16 protein-coding genes and 1 pseudogene are annotated in these 19,800 nt (G+C 71.8%); 8 read left to right on the top strand and 9 right to left on the bottom strand.

Going from position 1 to position 19,800, the window contains the following annotated elements; genetic code table 11:
• Window positions 1–29: 29 nt before the first annotated feature.
• A complete protein-coding gene (locus tag GT030_RS32495) occupies window positions 30–704 on the bottom strand; it encodes a Crp/Fnr family transcriptional regulator (RefSeq protein ID WP_030811441.1) in 675 nt (224 codons plus the stop codon).
• A 310-nt stretch (window positions 705–1,014) separates the two neighbouring features.
• On the opposite strand from GT030_RS32495, the gene nth reads away from it, so the two are divergent.
• Genes nth through GT030_RS32480 form a run of 3 tightly spaced genes read left to right on the top strand, consistent with a single transcriptional unit; the run spans window position 1,015 to window position 3,837 of the window.
• On the top strand, window positions 1,015–1,836 hold the full coding sequence (nth, locus tag GT030_RS32490) for an endonuclease III (protein ID WP_161204081.1): 822 nt from the start codon (window positions 1,015–1,017) through the stop codon (window positions 1,834–1,836).
• 48 nt (window positions 1,837–1,884) lie between these two features.
• Window positions 1,885–2,580 (top strand): CoA pyrophosphatase, encoded by a 696-nt coding sequence (locus GT030_RS32485; RefSeq protein WP_161204080.1) that lies wholly within the window; start codon window positions 1,885–1,887, stop codon window positions 2,578–2,580.
• A 57-nt stretch (window positions 2,581–2,637) separates the two neighbouring features.
• On the top strand, window positions 2,638–3,837 hold the full coding sequence (locus GT030_RS32480; protein WP_161204079.1) for a MarP family serine protease: 1,200 nt from the start codon (window positions 2,638–2,640) through the stop codon (window positions 3,835–3,837).
• Window positions 3,838–3,885: 48 nt separating this feature from the next.
• Here the strand turns inward: GT030_RS32480 and GT030_RS36930 are convergent, their stop codons facing one another.
• The 6 genes from GT030_RS36930 to GT030_RS32450 form a co-directional block, all read right to left on the bottom strand.
• Window positions 3,886–4,068, bottom strand: a complete 183-nt coding sequence (locus GT030_RS36930) for a hypothetical protein (protein ID WP_161204078.1) — start codon at window positions 4,066–4,068, stop codon at window positions 3,886–3,888.
• A gap of 139 nt (window positions 4,069–4,207) precedes the next feature.
• Window positions 4,208–5,143: an alpha/beta hydrolase gene (locus GT030_RS32470; protein ID WP_161204077.1), complete on the bottom strand. Its 936-nt coding sequence runs from the start codon at window positions 5,141–5,143 to the stop codon at window positions 4,208–4,210.
• A complete protein-coding gene (locus GT030_RS32465; RefSeq protein ID WP_161204076.1) occupies window positions 5,140–5,619 on the bottom strand; it encodes a phage holin family protein in 480 nt (159 codons plus the stop codon). The genes GT030_RS32470 and GT030_RS32465 overlap by 4 nt, the downstream gene beginning before the upstream one ends.
• A gap of 54 nt (window positions 5,620–5,673) precedes the next feature.
• Window positions 5,674–7,116 carry a Na+/H+ antiporter NhaA gene (nhaA, locus tag GT030_RS32460; RefSeq protein WP_161204075.1) on the bottom strand — a complete coding sequence of 481 codons (1,443 nt, stop codon included), beginning with the start codon at window positions 7,114–7,116 and terminating at the stop codon, window positions 5,674–5,676.
• A 170-nt stretch (window positions 7,117–7,286) separates the two neighbouring features.
• The gene (gene acs / locus GT030_RS32455; RefSeq protein WP_161204074.1) at window positions 7,287–9,245 is read right to left on the bottom strand and encodes an acetate--CoA ligase; all 1,959 of its coding nucleotides are present in this window, start codon (window positions 9,243–9,245) and stop codon (window positions 7,287–7,289) included.
• A 123-nt stretch (window positions 9,246–9,368) separates the two neighbouring features.
• Window positions 9,369–11,738, bottom strand: coding sequence for a SulP family inorganic anion transporter (locus GT030_RS32450; protein WP_161204073.1), 2,370 nt, complete (start codon window positions 11,736–11,738; stop codon window positions 9,369–9,371).
• 348 nt (window positions 11,739–12,086) lie between these two features.
• On the opposite strand from GT030_RS32450, the gene GT030_RS32445 reads away from it, so the two are divergent.
• Window positions 12,087–13,352 carry a hypothetical protein gene (locus tag GT030_RS32445; RefSeq protein WP_161204072.1) on the top strand — a complete coding sequence of 422 codons (1,266 nt, stop codon included), beginning with the start codon at window positions 12,087–12,089 and terminating at the stop codon, window positions 13,350–13,352.
• A gap of 31 nt (window positions 13,353–13,383) precedes the next feature.
• Here the strand turns inward: GT030_RS32445 and GT030_RS32440 are convergent, their stop codons facing one another.
• On the bottom strand, window positions 13,384–14,364 hold the full coding sequence (locus GT030_RS32440; RefSeq protein ID WP_202460821.1) for an ATP-binding protein: 981 nt from the start codon (window positions 14,362–14,364) through the stop codon (window positions 13,384–13,386).
• 129 nt (window positions 14,365–14,493) lie between these two features.
• Between GT030_RS32440 and GT030_RS32435 the strand changes: the two genes are divergently transcribed.
• The gene (locus GT030_RS32435) at window positions 14,494–15,318 is read left to right on the top strand and encodes a Fic family protein (protein WP_161204070.1); all 825 of its coding nucleotides are present in this window, start codon (window positions 14,494–14,496) and stop codon (window positions 15,316–15,318) included.
• A gap of 343 nt (window positions 15,319–15,661) precedes the next feature.
• Here GT030_RS32435 and GT030_RS32430 read toward each other — a convergent pair whose 3' ends face one another.
• On the bottom strand, window positions 15,662–16,492 hold the full coding sequence (locus GT030_RS32430) for an HAD family hydrolase (RefSeq protein WP_161204069.1): 831 nt from the start codon (window positions 16,490–16,492) through the stop codon (window positions 15,662–15,664).
• 578 nt (window positions 16,493–17,070) lie between these two features.
• Here GT030_RS32430 and ssd point away from each other — a divergent pair.
• From ssd to GT030_RS32415, 3 genes and pseudogenes are all read left to right on the top strand, one after another.
• Window positions 17,071–18,177, top strand: a complete 1,107-nt coding sequence (ssd, locus tag GT030_RS32425; RefSeq protein ID WP_161204068.1) for a septum site-determining protein Ssd — start codon at window positions 17,071–17,073, stop codon at window positions 18,175–18,177.
• Window positions 18,174–19,373, top strand: coding sequence for a TadA family conjugal transfer-associated ATPase (locus GT030_RS32420; protein WP_161204067.1), 1,200 nt, complete (start codon window positions 18,174–18,176; stop codon window positions 19,371–19,373). The genes ssd and GT030_RS32420 overlap by 4 nt, the downstream gene beginning before the upstream one ends.
• A 137-nt stretch (window positions 19,374–19,510) precedes the next feature.
• Window positions 19,511–19,800, top strand: a pseudogene (locus GT030_RS32415) (hypothetical protein); the annotation flags it as partial.

Here is a 19,800-nt window from a genome sequence, read left to right as displayed (position 1 = left end):
CGGCGGTGCAGGTCAATTACGGGCAGGCGTCAGCGGGACCGCTTGGCGAGGCGCTCGACGTCCAGCAGGATCACCGCGCGGGCCTCCAGGCGGAGCCAGCCGCGCTGGGCGAAGTCGGCCAGGGCCTTGTTGACCGTCTCACGGGAGGCGCCGACCAGCTGGGCCAGCTCCTCCTGGGTGAGGTCGTGCACCACGTGGATGCCCTCCTCGGACTGCACGCCGAAGCGGCGCGAGAGGTCCAGCAGGGCGCGGGCGACACGGCCGGGCACGTCGGAGAAGACCAGGTCGGACATGGCGTCGTTGGTCTTGCGCAGCCGGCGGGCGACGGCACGCAGCAGGGCGCCGGCGACCTCCGGACGGACGTTCAGCCAGGGCTGGAGGTCACCGTGGCCGAGGCCGAGCAGCTTGACCTCGGTCAGCGCGGTCGCGGTGGCCGTACGCGGGCCGGGGTCGAACAGCGACAGCTCGCCGATCAGCTCGCTGGGGCCGACCACGGCCAGCATGTTCTCCCGCCCGTCGGGGGAGGTGCGGTGCAGCTTGACCTTGCCCTCGGTGACGACGTAGAGCCGGTCGCCGGGGTCGCCCTCGTGGAAGAGGGAGTCGCCACGGGCGAGGGTCACCTCGCTCATGGAGGCGCGCAGCTCCGCGGACTGCTCGTCGTCAAGAGCCGCGAAGAGCGGGTTGCGCCGCAGAACGTCGTCCACGAGTTCTCTCCTTGTCGAGCTGCTCAGGGGATGTTCCTCCCCAGCGTGCCAGGGGACCGTGTTCCCCGTTTCCCCGGACGGTCCAAACAGTGTGATCTGTCACAAGGATGCCGCACAGGTGTGCCGGGGTAAGCGGCAGGGGTCCAATCGGGGGCCGATCTTCCGGGTCCGGCGCGTATGTCGGTGCCGGGCTCTAGGCTGGCCGGGTGTCCAAATCGCCGGTAGAGCACAGGCCGAGGGGGCTGCGCGGGTGGTTGCACGACGTGATTCCGCCGTGGGCGAACAGGATTCCGATGGAAGTGGCAAAAAGGTGAAATCCATAAAAAAGGACCCCGCGAAGACGGCCGGTGGGACGACCGGTGAGTCGCACACCGCCCTGGTCCGCCGCGCCCGCCGGATCAACCGCGAACTCGCCGAGGTCTATCCGTACGCCCACCCCGAGCTGGACTTCCAGAACCCCTTCCAGCTCCTGGTCGCCACGGTCCTGTCGGCCCAGACCACCGACCTGCGCGTCAACCAGACGACCCCGGCGCTGTTCGCCAAGTACCCCACCCCGGAGGACCTCGCGGCGGCCGACCCCGCCGAGGTGGAGGAGATCCTGCGGCCCTGCGGCTTCTTCAGGGCCAAGACGCGCTCGGTCATAGGGCTGTCCAAGGCGCTCGTGGAGGACTTCGGCGGTGAGGTCCCCGGCAAGCTGGAGGACCTGGTCAAGCTGCCCGGCGTCGGCCGCAAGACCGCCTTCGTGGTCCTGGGCAACGCCTTCGGCCGGCCCGGCATCACCGTGGACACCCACTTCCAGCGGCTGGTGCGGCGCTGGAAGTGGACCGAGGAGACCGAGCCCGAGAAGATCGAGGCCGCGGTCGGCGAACTGTTCCCCAAGAAGGACTGGACCGACCTCTCCCACCACGTCATCTGGCACGGCCGCCGCATCTGCCACGCCCGCAAGCCCGCTTGCGGCGCCTGCCCGATCGCCCCGCTCTGCCCGTCCTACGGCGAGGGCGAGACCGACCCGGACAAGGCGCGCAAGCTCCTGAAGTACGAGAAGGGCGGCTTCCCCGGCCAGCGGCTCAACCCGCCCCAGTCCTACCTGGACGCGGGCGGCATCCCGGCCCCGCCGCTGGGGGCCGGATGAGGGGAACGATCACGGGGCAGTCGGGCGTTGGACACGGCAGGGGGTGGCATGACGTACACGCGTGACACGCACGAGAGCCCGGTGGCGCTGCGCAGGGAGGGGCTGCCGGGCTGGCTGGAGCCGGTGGCGCGGGCCGCCGAGACGGTCCAGCCGCTCCAGCTCAGCCGCTTCCTGCCGCCCGAGGACGGCGGCGGCCGCCAGTCGGCGGTGCTGATCCTGTTCGGCGAGGGCGAGCGCGGCCCGGAGCTGCTGCTGATGGAGCGCTCCGGCTCGCTGCGCTCCCACGCCGGCCAGCCCTCCTTCCCCGGCGGCGCCCTCGACGCCGTGGACGGCGACCCGAAGACCGACGGCCCGCTGCGGGCGGCCCTGCGCGAGGCGGAGGAGGAGACCGGGCTCGACCCGGCCGGCGTCCAGCTCTTCGGGGTGCTGCCCGCCCTCTACATCCCGGTCAGCGAGTTCGTCGTCACCCCGGTCCTCGGCTGGTGGCGCGAGCCGAGCCCGGTCGGGGTGGTCGACCCGAACGAGACGGCGCGCGTCTTCACCGTCCCCGTGGCGGATCTCACGGACCCTGCCAACCGCGCGACCACCGTGCACCCCAGCGGGTTCCGGGGCCCGGCATTCCTGGTCGAATCGGCGCTCGTGTGGGGGTTCACGGCCGGGGTCATCGACCGGCTGCTGCACTACGCGGGCTGGGAGCGCCCCTGGGACCGGACCCGGCAGGTCCCGCTCGACCGCTGGTCATGACAGGGTGTCGTGCGTGTTCATTACCGCGGGGAAAGTCGATGGGCGGGGCCTGAAGCGTTGAACGTGCTGGACATCCTGTTGCTGCTGGCCGCCGTCTGGTTCGCGGTCGTGGGTTACCGCCAGGGCTTCGTCGTCGGCATCCTGTCGGTGATCGGCTTCCTCGGCGGCGGCCTGCTCGCCGTCTGCGCGCTGCCTCCCGTCTGGGACGCGGTGACCGACAACGCCGAGGTCGGCACCGTGGCCGCCGTCGTCGCGGTCATCGTCGTGATCGTGATCGCCTCCGTCGGGCAGGCCCTCACCACCCACCTGGGCAACAAGCTGCGCCGGCACATCACCTGGTCCCCGGCCCGCGCGCTGGACGCCACCGGCGGCGCCCTGGTCAACGTGGGCGCCATGCTGCTGGTCGCCTGGCTGATCGGCTCCGCGCTCGCCCAGACCACGCTGCCGACGCTCGGCCGGGAGGTCCGCGGCTCCAAGGTGCTGGTCGGGATGGACCAGGTGCTGCCGGTGCAGTCGGGCACCTGGTTCAAGGACTTCGGCTCGATCCTCGCGCAGAACGGCTTCCCGCAGGTCTTCAGCCCCTTCTCCGACGAGCAGATCCGCGAGGTCCGGCCGCCGGATCCGGCTCTGGCGAGCAGCGCCGTGGCCGTCAGGGCCCAGCGCTCCATCGTCAAGGTCACCGGCACCGCCCGCAGTTGCGGCAAGGTGCTGGAGGGCACCGGCTTCGTCTTCGGCGACCGGCGCGTGATGACCAACGCCCATGTCGTCGGCGGCGTCGACGAACCCACCGTCCAGATAGGCGGCGAGGGCCGCACGTACGACGCCACGGTCGTCCTCTACGACTGGCGGCGCGACATCGCCGTCCTGGACGTGCCCGACCTGAAGGCGCCCGTGCTGCGGTTCGCCTCGAAGGACGCCGGCAGCGGGGACGGCGCCATCGTGGCCGGCTTCCCGGAGAACGGCGCGTACGACGTGCGCGCGGCGCGGGTGCGCGGACGCATCACGGCGAACGGCTCGGACATCTACCGCCGGGGCACGGTCGGCCGTGACGTGTACTCACTTTTCACCACGGTCCGCGAGGGCAACTCCGGCGGCCCCCTGCTGACCCCTCAGGGCACCGTCTACGGCGTGGTGTTCGCCAAGTCGCGGGACGACGCCGATACCGGCTACGCCCTCACCGCCGACGAGATCCGCCCGGACGTCACGCGGGGGCGTACGGCGAACAGCCAGGTGGGCACCGACAACTGCGCCCTGTGAGGCGACCGCGCTCTGCGAGGCGACCGCGTCCCGTGAGGTGACGCGGGTTCAGGTGCGCGCGGTGTGACGCAGGCGTACGGAGACCCAGCGGGCCCGGCGGCGCAGGATGCGCGGAATCCCCACCCTCGGGTCCCCCTCGGCGAGTTGCGGCGTTACCGGTGGCGGCGAATCCGGCCCGGAGGCCGAGCGTCGTTCGCGGGGTGCGTCACCGTAGTCGTGCGTCCAGCCCATACCCCGACGTGTGCCCCCGCCCCAAGGTCAGTAACCGCCTCCGGGCCGCCCGATCGGCCTATGCGTCAGGCATGTGGCAGTTCGGTGAGCAAACGGTCGGAAACGGTCGGGAAAGCGGACACTCAGCGCATCCGAACGGTCACCGGTCGGGTTCGGGGTCCTTCAGCCAGTTGATCAGCTCGGTGGAGAACGCCACCGGGTCCTCCTCGTGCGGGAAGTGTCCCAGCCCGTCGAACAGACGCCAGCGGTACGGCGCCTCCACGTACTCGCCCGAACCGGCCGCGCTGCGCGTCCGGGTGACCGGGTCCAGGGAGCCGTGCAGATGCAGCGTGGGCACCCGGACCGGCCGCTTCATCCGCCGGTTGAACTGGATGCCGTCCGGCCGGGCCAGCGACCGCACCAGCCAGCGGTACGGCTCGATCGAGCAGTGCGCCGTCGACGGGATGCACATCGCCCGCTGGTACGCCGCCACGTCCGCGTCCTCCGGCAGGCGCGGCCCGGACCAGTCCCGGATCAGCTCACCCACCAGCGCGCCGTCGTCCGCGGTGAGCTGCCGCTCGGGGATCCACGGCCGCTGGAAGCCCCAGATGTAGGAGCTGGCCGCCGTCTGCCGGGCGTCCCGCAGCATCGCCGCGCGCCAGCGCCGCGGGTGCGGCATCGACACCACCGCGAGCCGGCGCACCAGCTTGGGCCGCATCGCCGCCGCCGTCCACGCCAGGTAGCCGCCCAGGTCGTGGCCGACCAGCGCGGCGTCCGGCTCGCCGAGCGAGCGGATCACCCCGGTGACGTCCAGCGCGAGGTTGGCCGGGTCGTACCCGCGCGGGGTGCGGTCGCTGCCGCCGACGCCCCGCAGGTCCATGGCCACGGCCCGGTAGCCCGCGGCCGCCAGCGCGGACAACTGGTACCGCCAGGTCCACCAGAACTGCGGGAAGCCGTGCAGCAGCAGCACCAGGGGGCCGTCGCCCAGCTCCGCGATGTGGAAACGCGCGCCGTTGGCGGCGACGTCCCGGTGCGTCACCCGCTCCCCGGAGGGCAGGTCGAGCCGTACGGCCGGTGCGGCGGCGGGTTCCGTCATGAGGACGAGCGTGCCACAGCCTTGTGGGCGCGGTCCGCCGCAGGCAGCTCACGCGGGTGCGGCTTGGCGTTCTGGAGGACGCCCGCCGACTGCTTCACGGACGCGGCGACCTTCTGCGGGCCCTTGCTCTTCTTGGCCTTCTTGGCGAACACCACACCGATCAGGGCGAGCAGACCGGCCACCAGCACATTGGCGGCGAAGGACAGCAGGAAACACACCGCGAGGTTCCAGTGGCTCCAGGTGCGGATGCCGTACGCCAGCGCGAAGTTGAGCATCGGCAGCGAGAACACCAGCACCACGCCCGCGCCGGAGAAGGCCCCACCGCTCGCCGCGCCGCGCTTCACGTCCCGCTTGAGCTGCGCCTTGGCCAGCGCGATCTCGTCGTGCACCAGCGCCGACATCTCGGTCGTCGCCGAGGCGACCAGCTGGCCGATGCTGTGTTCGGCGCCGACCGGCCTGCCGTCGGGTGCGCTCATCGCGTTCTCTCCCTCTGCTTGTGGTGCCGTCTTGTTTTGTACCGTCTCGTCAGATCATGCCGGACGACCGTTCTCCTCGCCTGCCCCGCCCGGCACTTCGGCACGCGCGTGGCGCGCGGCGGCGGACAGCCCGGCCGCGATACGCCGGTGCTCAGCGGCCTTCCCCTCGTGGATCTCGGCCATGCGCAGGTGGTACGCCGGGTCGTCCTGCTCGTAGACGTCGGGGATGCCGTCCTGGTCCTCGTCGCGCTCCTCGTCCTCGCACAGCCGCCGGTACCTGGCGTTGCGCACCTTCAGCAGCACCGTCGCACAGATGGCCGCGATCAGCGATCCGACGAGGACGGACGCCTTCACCTCCTCGGTGAGCGCGAGGTCGCCGGCGAAGGCCAGCTCGCCGATGAGGAGGGAGACGGTGAAGCCGATCCCGGCGAGCGTGGCGACCGCGAAGACGTCGGCCCAGGCCAGTCCCTCGCTCAGCGAGGCGCGGGTGAAGCGCACGGTCAGCCAGGTCCCGCCGAAGACACCGACCGTCTTGCCCACGACCAGGCCGAGCACCACGCCGAGCGTCTCCGGCCGCGTGAACACCTGGGCCAGCGCCCCGCCGGACACCGGCACGCCCGCGCTGAACAGGGCGAACAGTGGCACGGCGAGTCCGGCCGACAGGGGTCGCACCAGATGCTCCAGCCGTTCACCCGGCGACCGCTCCTCACCCTCGCGGGTGACGCAGCGGAGCATCAGGCCCATCGCCACACCGGCGATGGTCGCGTGGACGCCGCTGTTGTACATCAGGGCCCAGATCACCAGGGCCAGCGGCAGGTAGACGTACCAGCCGCGCACGCCCTTGCGCAGCAGCAGCCAGAACAGCGCGAGGGCGGCGACGGCCCCGCCGAGCGCGGCGAAGTCGATCCGGCCGGTGAAGAAGACGGCGATGATCAGGATGGCGAAGAGGTCGTCGACCACCGCGAGGGTCAGCAGGAAGGCGCGCAGCGCGCTGGGCAGCGAGGTGCCGATGACCGCGAGGACGGCGAGCGCGAAGGCGATGTCGGTGGCGGTCGGCACCGCCCAGCCGGTCAGGGAGCCGCCGCCGGTGAGGCTGGTGAGCGTGTACACCAGCGCGGGTACGGCCATCCCGCACAGCGCGGCCACCACGGGCAGTACGGCCGCCCTGGGGTCGCGCAGGTCGCCGGCGACCAGTTCCCGCTTCAGCTCGACGCCGGCCACGAAGAAGAACACCGCCAGCAGGCCGTCGGCCGCCCAGTGGGCGACGGAGAGGTCCAGGCCGAGGGCGGCCGGGCCGAGGTGGAAGTGGCTGACGGTCGCGTAGGCATGGCTCAGCGCGGGGACGTTGGCCCAGACGAGCGCCGCGACGGCGGCGACCAGCAGGAGAACACCGCCCACCGTCTCGGTGCGCAGCGCGTCCGCCACGGCGGTCCGCTCCGGCAGCGACAGGCGGGCGAGGGCCTTGCGGGCGGCGTTGGGAGTGCGGGGCGCGGCCACGGTGGGAACCTCCGGCTGGTGGGCATGACAGAACGCTTGCCGACCAGACTTCCCGGCGCACCTCGGGGCACGGACTACTGCCGTACTTTGTTTACTTTACCTAAGATCGGATGGTCCGGCAGATCGGGCGCCCCGGCGCGGTCACCGGGGCACCCTCTGTCCGCCTCGGCTCAGTCCTCGCTGGAGGAGGACGGCAGCTTGGACTGGATGAGCGTCATGACCGTGGAGTCGGTCAGGGTGGTGACGTCGCCGAGCTGGCGGTTCTCCGCCACGTCCCGCAGCAGCCGGCGCATGATCTTGCCGGAACGGGTCTTGGGCAGCTCCGCGACCGGCAGGACGCGCTTGGGCTTGGCGATCGGGCCGAGGGTGGCGCCGACGTGGTCGCGCAGCTCGGCGACCAGCTTCTCGTCCTCGGCGGCCGAGCCGCGCAGGATGACGAACGCCACGATGGCCTGTCCGGTCGTCTCGTCGGCGGCGCCCACGACGGCCGCCTCGGCGACCGCCGGGTGCGACACCAGCGCCGACTCCACCTCGGTGGTGGAGATGTTGTGACCCGACACCAGCATCACGTCGTCCACGCGGCCGAGGAGCCAGATGTCCCCGTCGTCGTCCTTCTTGGCGCCGTCGCCGGCGAAGTACTTGCCCTCGAAGCGCGACCAGTAGGTGTCCAGGTAGCGCTGGTCGTCGCCCCAGATGGTGCGGAGCATCGACGGCCACGGCTCGGTGAGGACCAGGTAGCCGCCGCCTCCGTCCGGCACCTCGTTCGCCTCGTCGTCGACGACGGTGGCGCTGATGCCGGGCAGCGGGCGCTGCGCGGAACCGGGCTTGGTCTCGGTGACGCCCGGCAGCGGCGAGATCATCATCGCGCCGGTCTCGGTCTGCCACCAGGTGTCCACGACCGGGGTGCGGTCGGCGCCGATGTTCTTGCGGTACCAGACCCAGGCCTCGGGGTTGATGGGCTCACCCACCGAACCGAGCACCCGGAGCGAGGTCAGGTCGAACTGCGCGGGGATGTCGTCGCCCCACTTCATGAACGTCCGGATCGCGGTGGGCGCGGTGTACAGGATCGAGACCCGGTACTTCTCGACGATCTCCCAGAAGCGGCCCTGGTGCGGGGTGTCCGGGGTGCCCTCGTACATCACCTGGGTCGCGCCGTTCGCCAGCGGGCCGTACACGATGTACGAGTGGCCGGTGACCCAGCCGACGTCGGCCGTGCACCAGTAGACGTCCGTCTCCGGCTTGAGGTCGAACACCGCCCAGTGGGTGTAGGCGGTCTGCGTGAGGTAGCCGCCCGACGTGTGCAGGATGCCCTTGGGCTTACCCGTGGTGCCGGAGGTGTAGAGGATGAACAGCGGGTGCTCGGCGCCGAACGCCTCCGGGGTGTGCTCGGCCGACTGGCGCCCGACCAGCTCGTCCCACCACACGTCCCGCTCGGCGTCGAACGCCACGTCCTGCCCGGTACGGCGCACCACCAGCACGTGCTCGACGGTGCCGGCGGCCTTGGCGACCGCGTCGTCCACGGCGGGCTTGAGCGCGGACGGCTGGCCCCGGCGGTAACCGCCGTCGGCGGTGATGACGACCTTGGCGTCCGCGTCCTTGATACGGGTGGCCAGCGCGTCGGCCGAGAAGCCGCCGAAGACCACCGAGTGCGCGGCGCCGATGCGGGCCGAGGCCAGCATGGCGATGGCGGTCTCGGGGATCATCGGCATGTAGATGGCGACCCGGTCGCCCTTGCGGACACCCAGCTCCAGCAGCGCGTTGGCCGCCCTGGAGACCTCGTCCTTCAGCTCGGCGTAGGTGATGGAGCGGCTGTCGCCCGGCTCGCCCTCGAAGTGGATGGCGACCCGGTCGCCGTTCCCGGCCTCCACGTGCCGGTCCACGCAGTTGTAGGCGACGTTCAGCTCGCCGTCCTCGAACCACTTGGCGAACGGCGGGTTCGACCAGTCCAGCGTCTTCGTCGGCTCCTTGGCCCAGCTCAGCCTGCGGGCCTGCTCGGCCCAGAAGCCGAGTCGGTCCGCCGCGGCCTGTTCGTACGCCTCGGCCGTGACGTTGGCGTTCGCGGCCAGGTCGGCCGGCGGCGCGAAGCGTCGCTCCTCCTTCAGAAGGTTGGCCAGGCTCTCGTTGCTCACGACATCTCCCTTTCCCAGGGTGTCCGTTGTGTCCCAGGCCACACCTCATCAGACGTCGGGGCTGATGACAAGGGTGGACCGCAGAATTGGTTTAGACCTTTCTGCGGTCCCGCGAGTGGCCGCTCAGACCAAGCTGCCCACCTCCGGCCCCTCTCGCACGTCCTCTTTGACATCCCCTCTGACCTCGTGGAACACCGCGGCCTCCGCCTCGCCGCCCTCGGCTCCTTCCTCGCCGAGCAGGTACGCCCGCGCCTCTCCGACGTGGAAGTACATGCCGTGCAGCTCCAGCGCACCGGCCGCCATGGCGCGCGCTACGGACTCGTGCGCCCGCAGATGCGCCAACTGCTGCACCACATTGGCCAGAGACAGCTCCTCCACGGCGTCGGCCGCCGGGCGCGGGGCGAGCCGGGGCCGCTCCGGGGGCCCGTCGGCCAGCCGGGCCAGACTCGGCTCTCCGTACCTCAGCCACCGACGCAGCGGAGTCGGGGCGGCGCCGGGCTCGGCGGCCAGCAGGGCCTGCATCGCCCCGCACCCGGAGTGCCCGCACACGGTGATCGACCTGACCCCGAGCACATCCACCGCGTACTCGAGGGCGGCGGCCACCGAGTCGTCGGAGTGCTCCTGGCCGGGCGGCGGCACCAGGTTGCCGACGTTGCGCACCACGAACAGGTCGCCGGGGCCGCTGGCGGTGATCATCGAGGTGACGAGCCGGGAGTCGGCGCAGGTGAGGAAGAGCTGCGAGGGCCGTTGTCCCTCCCTGGCCAGCCGGGCCAGCTCCTCCCGGACCAGCGGGGCGGTGTTCCGCTGGAACGAGCTGATGCCACGGGCGAGTTCGTGGGTGTCGGGGCGGGGGGCGCCCATGGTGTCCGCCGCGTCGTGGCGCACGGCCGCCGTAGGCATGTCGCACCGGTGGTTGCGCCATGGTGTCCAGGGGCGGCACCGGCAGACGGTGGAGGACGGGGTGCCCGCGCTCCGCACCCCGGTGCGGTGGTCCTTCAGCTCGGCGGAGCCGCCCCGCGCGGTGTGGGAACTCCGCCAGTCCTGGAGCGACTCGTACGCCGCGTGGTCCATGAAGGAGCCGTCCAGCTCGACGACGGCACGGGTGCCGTGCGGGACGCGGTGCAGGACTCGGCTGAGCCGGGGCACGGCGAGGAAGGTCAACTGGCCGCGTACCCGGACGTGATGGATCCCTTCCTTCTCCTCGTGCGTGATGCGGGTGTGGGTGAGGCGGTGCAGGGCCAGGGCGACGGCCACGGCGATCCCGATGAGCACGCCCTGCAGGACGCCGAGGCACACCACGCCGAGGGTGGTCGCGGCGTAGACCGGCACCTCACGGTGGCGGGTCACCGTACGGATGTGGTTCAGGGACACCATCTGGATGCCGACGGCCATCACCAGGGCGGCGAGCGAGGCGAGCGGAATCCGCTCCAGGAGGGGGACCAGCAGCAGGGCGGCGATCACCACGAGACCGCCGTGCAGCATCGTGGAGTTCCGGCTCACCGCGCCGGAGTTGACGTTCGCCGTGCTGCGTACCGCCACCCCCGCGACCGGCAGTCCGCCCAGCGCGCCGGAGACGATGTTGGCCGCGCCCTGGCCGAGCAGTTCGCGGTCGAGGTCGGAACGCCCCACGCGCGCGGGGCCGGTGCGGCCGGCGGCCAGCTTGTCCACGGCCACCGCGCCGAGCAGCGACTGCACGCTGCACACCAGGGTGGTGGTGAGCACGGCGGCGACGATGCCGAGCGTCGGACCCTGGGGGAGTCCGGCCAGCGCGTGGCTGCGCCAGGACGGCAGGTCGACGCGGGGCAGGGTGATCCCGGTCAGCGCCGCCGTCACGGTGGCCCCGGCGACGGCGACCAGCGCGGCCGGCACCTTGCGCAGCAGGCTGCCCACGGGGCCGGGAATGCGGGGCCAGGCCAGCAGCAGGGTCAGGGTGAGCGCGCTGATCACCACGGCGGCCGGGTCGAGGTGGGCCAACTGGGCGGGGAGCGCACGCAGGTTGGTGAGGACGGAGCTGTCCGGACGGCCGCCGAGCACGATGTGCACCTGGGCCACGGCGATGGTGATGCCGATGCCCGCGAGCATGCCGTGCACGACCGCCGGGCTGACGGCGAGCGCGCCGCGCGCCACCTTCAGGCAGCCGAGGCCGAGCTGGGCGAGTCCGGCGAGGACGGTGATGCCGCAGGTCGCCCGCCAGCCGTACTGGTGGATGAGGTCGGCGGTGACCACGGTCAGACCGGCGGCGGGCCCGCTGACCTGCAACGGGCAGCCGCCGATCCGGCCGGCGACGATCCCGCCGACCGCCGCGGCGACCAGGCCCGCCTGGAGCGGTGCGCCGGTGGCCAGGGCGATGCCCAGCGAGAGCGGCAGGGCGATGAGGAACACCGCGACGGACGCGGAGACGTCGGCGCTCTCGACGCGGAAACGGCGGCGTCGGGGCGGTGGGGTACTGGTGGGCCGGGAGCGGTCGGTACGGGGTGGTGCGCAGGCTGACATGTTCCCGTCTCCTCCGGGGCAGCGCGGTCGCGGTCTGTGGGGTCCCGCCAGGGGCGGGGGGTTCGGTCGCGGCCGTGGGTCACGGCGTGCAGCGGCGGGATGATTCAACGCTCGGTAAACGAACCGTAATCCAGAGTAAAGGCTCGGCATATCTTTTCGAGGCAAATGGCACACATGTGCACTCTGTCGGGTGAAGGGGGCATTTGATCGGCTTGTCGTACAAATTCCTTCTCAGTCCCATGCGACTTTGGCGGCGCCGCCGGGAGGAATCCGGCGCATCACCAGAAAACGCCCTCATCGGCGTTCGCCTGAGAGTTCGCCCGAGAGAAGGAAGAAGGTGGGCGGAACATGGCCGCCACCCAGAGGATCGCCGTCTGTGCCATGGTCGCCGCTGCCGGTGCCGCGTCCCTCGCCGGTTGCGCCGCCGGCTCCGACCAGGCACGGGAAGGCAGGTCCGGCCCGCCGAAGGGCGCACCGGCTCCCCAGAGCGTCGTCCGGCTGATCGGCGACGGGTCCACCGCGTACACCGGCGCGCAGCCGCACCTGCCCCGGCCCGAGAAGCTGAAGCCCGGTCAGAAGCCGCCGCAGTTCGTGGTGTTCTCCTGGGACGGCGCGGGTGAGGACAGCCAGAAGCTGTTCTCGCACTTCCGCAAGGTCGCCAAGGACAACCACGCCAACATGACGTTCTTCCTCAGCGGCGTCTATATGCTGCCGGAGGAGAAGCGGGACCTCTACAAGCCGCCGCAGCACTCGCCGGGCCGCTCCGACATCGGCTTCAACGACGAGCAGGGCATCGCCGACACCGCCAAGCAGGCGCGCCTCGCCTGGCTGGAGGGCAATGAGATCGGCACCCACTTCAACGGCCACTTCTGCGGCCCCGACGGCGGGGTCGGCCAGTGGTCCGTGGCCGAGTGGAAGAGCGAGATCAGCCAGGCCAAGGAGTTCGTGAAGACCTGGAAGACCAACTCGGGCCTGAAGAAGTCCTCGCCGCTGCCCTTCGACTACGACAAGGAACTCATCGGCGCCCGCACCCCCTGCCTGGAAGGGCAGAAGAACTTCGTCAAGGCGGCGAGCCAGATGGGCTTCCGCTACGACTCCAGCGGCGTCAACAACCAGGTCTGGCCGAAGAAGAGGGAAGGTCTCTGGGACCTGTCCATGCAGCTCGTGCCCTTCCCCGGCCACACCTTCGAGCAGCTCACCATGGACTACAACTTCATGGTCAACCAGTCCGGCACCCGGACCCAGGGCGACCCCGACAAGTTCGCCCTCTGGGGCGACGAGATGCGCGACGGCCTCCTCAGGGGCTTCGACCGCGCCTACGACGGCAACCGCGCGCCGCTGATCATCGGCAACCACTTCGAGTCCTGGAACGGCGGCACGTACATGCGCGCCATCGAGGACGTCGTCAAGAACGTGTGCAACAAGCCCGACGTCCGCTGCGTCTCGTTCCACGAGCTGACCGACTGGCTGGACGCCCAGGACCCGCAGACCCTGGCCAAGCTGCGCACCCTCGAGGTGGGCGAGGCGCCCAAGCAGGGCTGGGCGTCCCTGCTCTCCGGCCTCCCGGCCCCGGCGCCGAAGGGCATCCCCGGAGCGCCGGCCGCCAAGCAGTAGGCGTCGGGCACGAGGTGCCGAGCGGCAGGCGTCAGACGGGAGTCGCCACGCCTTCACCGAGCACGAAGCCGGGGTCGATCTGCGCCGCCAGGTCGGCCCCGGTGCGCTCGTTGCCCCACGACTGGGCGTTGCGCAGATGGAAGTGGACCATCTGCCGGGTGTACCGCTCCCAGTCCCGCAGCCCGTACGTCGCGTCGGCGGCGGCCCGGAGCGTCTCCAGCGCGCGGACGTTGCCGTCCTCCAGCAGGGCGAAGCGGGGCGGACGCCCCTTCTCCATGGCGCGCACCCAGTCGGAGTGCCCGACCGTCACCAGCAGGTCGTCCCCCACCTCCTCGCGCAGGAAGTCGACGTCGTCCGGACCCTGGACCTTGTTGCCGACGACCTTCAGCGTGACGCCGAAGTCGCGGGCGTACTCCTTGTACTGGCGGTAGACGGAGATCCCCTTCCGGGTCGGCTCGGCGACGAGGAACGTCATGTCGAAGCGGGTGAACATGCCGGAGGCGAAGGAGTCCGAGCCGGCGGTCATGTCCACCACCACGTACTCGCCGGGGCCGTCGACGAGGTGGTTCAGGAACAGCTCCACCGCTCCGGTCTTGGAGTGGTAGCAGGCGACACCCAGGTCGGCTTCGGTGAAGGGGCCGGTGACCATCAAACGGACGGCACCGCCGTCGAGTTCCACCGGGCGCGCGCAGGCGTCGTAGATCGCGTCGGGCTCGCTGATCCGGACCAGCCGGGAGCCCGAGCCGGGCGGGGTGGTCTTGATCATCGTCTCGGCCGAGGCGATGCGCGGGTTGGAGCCGCGCAGATGGTCCTTGATCAGCGGCAGCCGGTCGCCCATGGCGGGCAGCGCCGCCGCCTCGTCCTCGTCGAGGCCGAGGGCGGGTCCGAGGTGCTGGTTGATGTCCGCGTCGATCGCGACCACCGGGGCTCCGGCGGCGACGAGATGGCGGATGAAGAGGGAGGAGAGCGTGGTCTTGCCGCTGCCGCCCTTCCCGACGAAAGCAATTTTCATGTTCACGAAGGGTAGTCAGCTCGTAGCTGTATGTGCCAGGAAGAAGGTGAACGTCACTCCTTCGAGGGGTGTGAGGGCCGAAGAAGGGGCGCCGGTCGGCCGGCGGCGCGGGCGCGTAGGGTCGACCTCATGAGTACGACAGGAGCGACCGCAGATCCGCTCGCGGCCCTGGGCTCGCTGCCCGGCGTGGCCGACTCCGTGGAGTCCGTGCGCAAGGCCGTGGACCGGGTGTACGGGCACCGGATCATGCGCCGTCGCAGCAACACCATCACCTCCGAGGCGGCCCTGCGCGGCGCCCGCGGCTCGGCGGCGCTGTCCGGCGCCGACTGGGCCCTGGAGGAGGTGCGGCGCCGCACCGACTTCAGCACCGGCGACGAGGCGCGCGTCATGGGCGCGGCCCTCCGGCTCACCGCCGAGGCCGGGCAACTGCTGTCCATCTGGCGGCAGTCCCCGCTGCGGGTGCTGGCCCGGCTGCACATGGTGGCCGCCGCGAGCGACACCGACGAGGTCGGCCGGCCGCGCCAGGCGGGCGAACTCGCCGACGAGCCCCTCATCGAGCTGCCGCTGCCGGACGCCCCGGAGGTGTCCGGACGCCTGGACGGCCTCGCGGAGCTGATCATCGCCGGATCGTCCGCGCCCGCGCTGGTGACGGCCGCCGTGGTGCACGGCGAGATCCTCGCGCTGCGCCCCTTCACCTCCCACAACGGCCTGGTGGCGCGCGCGGCTGAGCGCATCGTCCTGATCGGCAGCGGCCTGGACCCGAAGTCGGTGTGCCCGGCCGAGGTCGGCCACGCCGAACTGGGCCGCGCCTCCTACCTCGCCGCGCTCGACGGCTATGTCTCCGGCACCCCCGGGGGCATGGCGGCCTGGATCGCCCACTGCGGGCGCGCGGTCGAGCTGGGCGCACGCGAGTCGACGGCGGTCTGCGAGGCCCTCCAGCGCGGAGCGGCCTGATCGCCGGGACAGGGTTGCGGCGGTACGAGGAGTCCTCGTACCGCCGCTGGCATGTTCACCGGGTTACCAAGCGTCCTCGATATGTTGCTCATCAGGTCGGGGTCTTTGCCCGCCCCTGGTGCAGCAGGCCCGTAATCGACGGTCCGACGTCGCGTGGGTGCCGGGTGTTCATGCGAGGTCCGTGGGGCCCAGATGCGCAGTGGTAGGGAATCCTCTCGGATGTCCTCAGGTCCCGCAGGCCGTAAAACCTTTGTACTGCAACCATGAGACGAGCGAAACCCCTGGCTGAACTTCTTTACTTTTAGGTTCAAACAGGGATGAATCGGACGCCGCTGAGTTCTTGTCAGGCGGTCGCGCCCCGGCGCTTGCTCGCGTACCAGACGAGGCCCGCGGTCGCGGCCGCCGCGCCCAGCGCCGCCGCCGCGACGACCGCCGGGCGGGGTGCGTGCAGCGAGGGCAGGCGCTGCTTGAGCCGCACCGGCTTGCGGAACTCCAGCACCGGCCAGCCGCGCGAGACCGCTTCCCGGCGCAGTGTGCGGTCGGGGTTGACGGCGTGCGGGTGGCCGACGGCCTGGAGCATCGGCAGGTCGGTGGCGGAGTCGCTGTAGGCGAAGCTGCGGTCGAGGTCGTACCCCTCGGAGGCGGCCAGCTCACGGATCGCCTCGGCCTTGGTGGGGCCGTACGCGTAGTACTCCACCTCGCCGGTGAAGCAGCCGTCCTCGCCGACCACCAGTCGGGTGGCCACCACCCGGTCGGCGCCGAGCAGCTCGCCGATCGGCTCCACGACCTCCGCGCCGGACGTGGACACGATCACGACGTCCCGGCCCGCCGTGTGGTGTTCCTCGATCAGCGAGGCGGCCTCGTCGTAGATGATCGGGTCGATCAGGTCGTGCAGGGTCTCGGCCACGATTTCCTTGACCTGGCGCACGTTCCAGCCCCTGCAGAGCGTGGAGAGGTACTCCCGCATGCGCTCCATCTGGTCATGGTCCAAACCGCCGGCCAGGAAGACGAACTGGGCATATGCGGTGCGCAAGGCCGCTCTGCGGTTGATCAGTCCGCCTTGGTAGAAGGACTTGCTGAAGGTGAGCGTGCTGGACTTCGCAATGACCGTCTTGTCCAGGTCGAAGAAGGCCGCTGCGCGAGGCAAGGAGTGGTTTTCCACGTCCCTGAGCATAGGCGCCCACCATTCGGCGTAAGGTGGGGCGTGTGGGTTTGCCTGAGAGGCCTCTCGGGTACACCATGGAAGTCACGGATCGTTCGCGACCGTGCTAACCCCGGCCCGACTCCTCCCCCCCCGAGTCGGCCGTGGGGACGACCCCCGCTCTCCCCCCCGGCGGGGGTCGTCGCATGTCCGGACGCGTTTTCTCCCCTCTTCCAGCCGGTACGGAACCGGCACTGGGCGGCTGCGGCCGCCCTTTCGTCATGCTCATGCTTGATTACGTACGGTAATCATGAGGGTGCGCTCGGAAACTCGTACACAGTGCGTGTCCACGTCACCGGGATGAGTGACGAAGTTATTCACAGGCGCTCGGCCGTCCACAGTTTTTGACCAAGATCCACACGATTTCGCGGTTAGCCCCATCGTGATTCCAGCGCTCCTGATCCGGGCCCGTTCATGGCCGGATCGCAATGCGGAGTGTGTCTGGCCGGTTTCTGTCGGCCGTTCATATGGAGACCTTTACCGGTTCTCCACATCTTGGGAATCGCGCGGCCGAGAGAGCGGCGCGGAAATCACAGTGAAGGGGGCACCCCATGACCGGAACCGTCGCGCACGATCCGCCTCCGGCCACGGCCGGACGACCGGGACGGCCGCTCATCGTCACCGAGGACGCGGCGCTGCTCGACGATCTGCTGCGCCTGTGCGCGGCGGCCGGCGCCACACCGGAAGTCCACCACGGCGTCCCGGACCACGGTGGAGGATGGGACGGCGCGCCGCTCGTCCTGGTCGGGGACGACGCCGCCCGCCGGGTGCGCGGAGCCGCGCGGCGGCGTGGAGTGGTCCTGGTCGGCCGTGACCAGGACGACCCGGACGTGTGGAAACGCGCGGTCGGGATCGGCGCCGACCATGTGCTGATGCTGCCCGACGGCGAGCAGTGGCTCATCGACCGCATCGCCGACGTGGCGGAGGGCGTCGGCCGCCCGGCCCTCACCGTCGGTGTCATCGGCGGCCGGGGCGGCGCCGGGGCCTCCACCCTGGCCTGTGCCCTCGCCGTCACCTCCGCCCACCAGGGTCTGCGCACCCTCCTCGTGGACGCCGACCCACTCGGTGGCGGACTCGATGTGCTCCTCGGCGGCGAGACCGCGGAAGGGCTCCGCTGGCCCGCCTTCGCCGCCTCACGCGGCAGAGTCGGCGGCGGCGCCCTGGAGGAATCCCTGCCCGAACTGCACGCGCTGCGCGTGCTGAGCTGGGACCGCGGCGACTGCGTGGGGGTGCCGCCCCAGGCCGTCCGCGCGGTGCTCGCCGCCGCCCGGCGGCGCGGGGGCACGGTGGTCGTCGACCTCCCGCGCCGCCTGGACGACGGTGTCGCGGAAGCCCTGGCCCAGCTCGACATGGCGGTGCTCGTCGTTCCGGCGGAGCTGCGCGCGCTGGCCGCGGCCGGCCGGGTCGCCTCCGCCATGGGCATGGTCGTGCGGGACCTGCGGGTCGCGGTCAGGGCGCCGTACGGGCCGGGGCTGGACGAGGACGAGGTGGCCCGGCTGCTCGGGCTCCCGCTGATCGGCACCGTGCCCCTCGACCCCGCGCTGCTCCGGCCCCGGGGCACCGCCAGACCGCCGGGCGCGACCGGACGCGGCCCGCTGTCCCGGTTCTGCACCGCCTTCTGGGAGCAGGCGCTGACCGAGACGGGAGGTCCGCGATGACGCTTCCCGGACTCGACCGGGCCGACGGCGCGGCCCTCCTCGACGGGGTCCGGCGCAGCCTCGCCGAGAGCGGCGCCGAACCCACGCCCGCGCGTGTGGCGCAGGCGCTGCGCGAACAGGGGCGGGTGCTGGGCGACGCCGAGGTCCTGGGCGCGGCCGAGCACCTGCGCTCCGAACTCGTCGGCTCCGGCCCGCTGGAGCCGCTGCTGGCCGACCCGAGCGTCACCGACGTGCTGGTCACCGCGCCGGACCGGGTGTGGGTCGACCGGGGCGGCGGCCTGGAACTGACCCCGGTCACCTTCCCCGACGCCCCGGCGGTCCGACGGCTCGCGCAACGGCTGGCCGCCGTCGCCGGACGCCGCCTGGACGACGCCCGGCCCTGGGCTGACGCCCGCCTTCCCGACGGGACCCGGCTGCACGCGGTGCTGCCACCGGTGGCGGTCGGCTGCACCTGCCTGTCCCTGCGCGTGGTCCGGCCCCGCGCCTTCACCCTCGCCGAGCTGGCCCGCGCGGGCACGCTGCCGCCGGGCGGAGCGGGGCTGCTGCGGGCGCTGGTGGGGGCGCGGCTGTCTTTCCTCGTCAGCGGGGGGACCGGCACCGGCAAGACGACGCTGCTGAGCGCACTGCTCGGGCTGGTCGGCCCCGGTGAACGGATCGTGCTGGCCGAGGACTCGGCCGAGCTGCGGCCCGACCACCCGCATGTGGTCCGGCTGGAGACCCGCCCCGCGAACCAGGAGGGCGCCGGACTGGTGACGCTGGAGGACCTGGTCCGGCAGGCGCTGCGGATGCGGCCCGACCGGCTGGTCGTCGGGGAGGTGCGCGGCCCCGAGGTGGTGCATCTGCTGGCCGCGCTCAACACCGGCCACGAGGGCGGCTGCGGCACTGTGCACGCCAACGCGGCCGCCGACGTGCCGGCCCGCCTGGAGGCCCTGGGCACGGCGGCCGGCCTCGACCGGGCCGCGCTGCACAGCCAGTTGTCGGCCGCGCTCTCGGTCGTCATCCACCTGGTACGGGACCGGGCTGGGCGACGCCGGATCGCGGAGGTCCATGTCCTGGAGCGGGACAACTCGGGGCTGGTCCGGACGGTACCGGCGCTGCGGTGGGGCGAGCGGGGCTTCGTGCCGGAGCGCGGGTGGGAGCGGCTGCGGGGGCTGTTGTCCGAGGGGACTGGGGGAGTGGGGGCCGGCGATGGCTGAGGTCGGGGTGGCAGACGCGGTGCTGACTGCGGGGCCGCTGTTCGCGGGCGGCGGGGTGATGGACGCCGGGCCGACGCCCTGGGTGCGGGGCCTCGGTCAGCTGCGGCGGCCGCGCGACTGGAGTGAGGGGGCTGGCCATGGCTGATGTCGGTGTCGGAGACATGGTGTTGGGTGCGGGGCTGGCCGGTGCCGGCGGTGTGGCCTGGGTGGTGAACGCCCGTCATCAGGGGGTGCGGCGGGCGAGGCTGCTGTTCGCGGGCGGTGGAGTGGCGGAGCGCGTGCTGACGCCTTGGGAGCGGGGTCTCGGTGAGCTGCGGCGGCTGCACGAACGGGCGGGTGCCGAGTGGTGGGCGCTCGTGGCGGGGCTGGTGCTGGCGCTGCTGGGGGCCTCGGTGATTCCGGTGGTGGCGGGGGCCGCCGGGGTGCC

Source organism: Streptomyces sp. SID1328, from assembly GCF_009865595.1.
In the GTDB taxonomy this organism is placed as follows: domain Bacteria; phylum Actinomycetota; class Actinomycetes; order Streptomycetales; family Streptomycetaceae; genus Streptomyces; species Streptomyces griseoluteus.
This window is presented reverse-complemented; position numbering and strand designations above follow the sequence as displayed.

Excerpts from the sequence above, each read along its gene's own strand:
- GT030_RS32485 (WP_161204080.1), top strand. The coding sequence starts at position 1,885 with ATGACGTACACGCGTGACACGCACGAGAGCCCGGTGGCGCTGCGCAGG.
- GT030_RS32445 (WP_161204072.1), top strand. The coding sequence starts at position 12,087 with ATGGCCGCCACCCAGAGGATCGCCGTCTGTGCCATGGTCGCCGCTGCC.
- GT030_RS32435 (WP_161204070.1), top strand. The coding sequence starts at position 14,494 with ATGAGTACGACAGGAGCGACCGCAGATCCGCTCGCGGCCCTGGGCTCG.
- GT030_RS32465 (WP_161204076.1), bottom strand. The coding sequence starts at position 5,619 with ATGAGCGCACCCGACGGCAGGCCGGTCGGCGCCGAACACAGCATCGGC.
- GT030_RS36930 (WP_161204078.1), bottom strand. The coding sequence starts at position 4,068 with ATGGGCTGGACGCACGACTACGGTGACGCACCCCGCGAACGACGCTCG.
- GT030_RS32430 (WP_161204069.1), bottom strand. The coding sequence starts at position 16,492 with ATGCTCAGGGACGTGGAAAACCACTCCTTGCCTCGCGCAGCGGCCTTC.
- GT030_RS32450 (WP_161204073.1), bottom strand. The coding sequence starts at position 11,738 with ATGTCAGCCTGCGCACCACCCCGTACCGACCGCTCCCGGCCCACCAGT.
- GT030_RS32440 (WP_202460821.1), bottom strand. The coding sequence starts at position 14,364 with ATGAAAATTGCTTTCGTCGGGAAGGGCGGCAGCGGCAAGACCACGCTC.
- ssd (WP_161204068.1), top strand. The coding sequence starts at position 17,071 with ATGACCGGAACCGTCGCGCACGATCCGCCTCCGGCCACGGCCGGACGA.
- GT030_RS32470 (WP_161204077.1), bottom strand. The coding sequence starts at position 5,143 with ATGACGGAACCCGCCGCCGCACCGGCCGTACGGCTCGACCTGCCCTCC.
- GT030_RS32420 (WP_161204067.1), top strand. The coding sequence starts at position 18,174 with ATGACGCTTCCCGGACTCGACCGGGCCGACGGCGCGGCCCTCCTCGAC.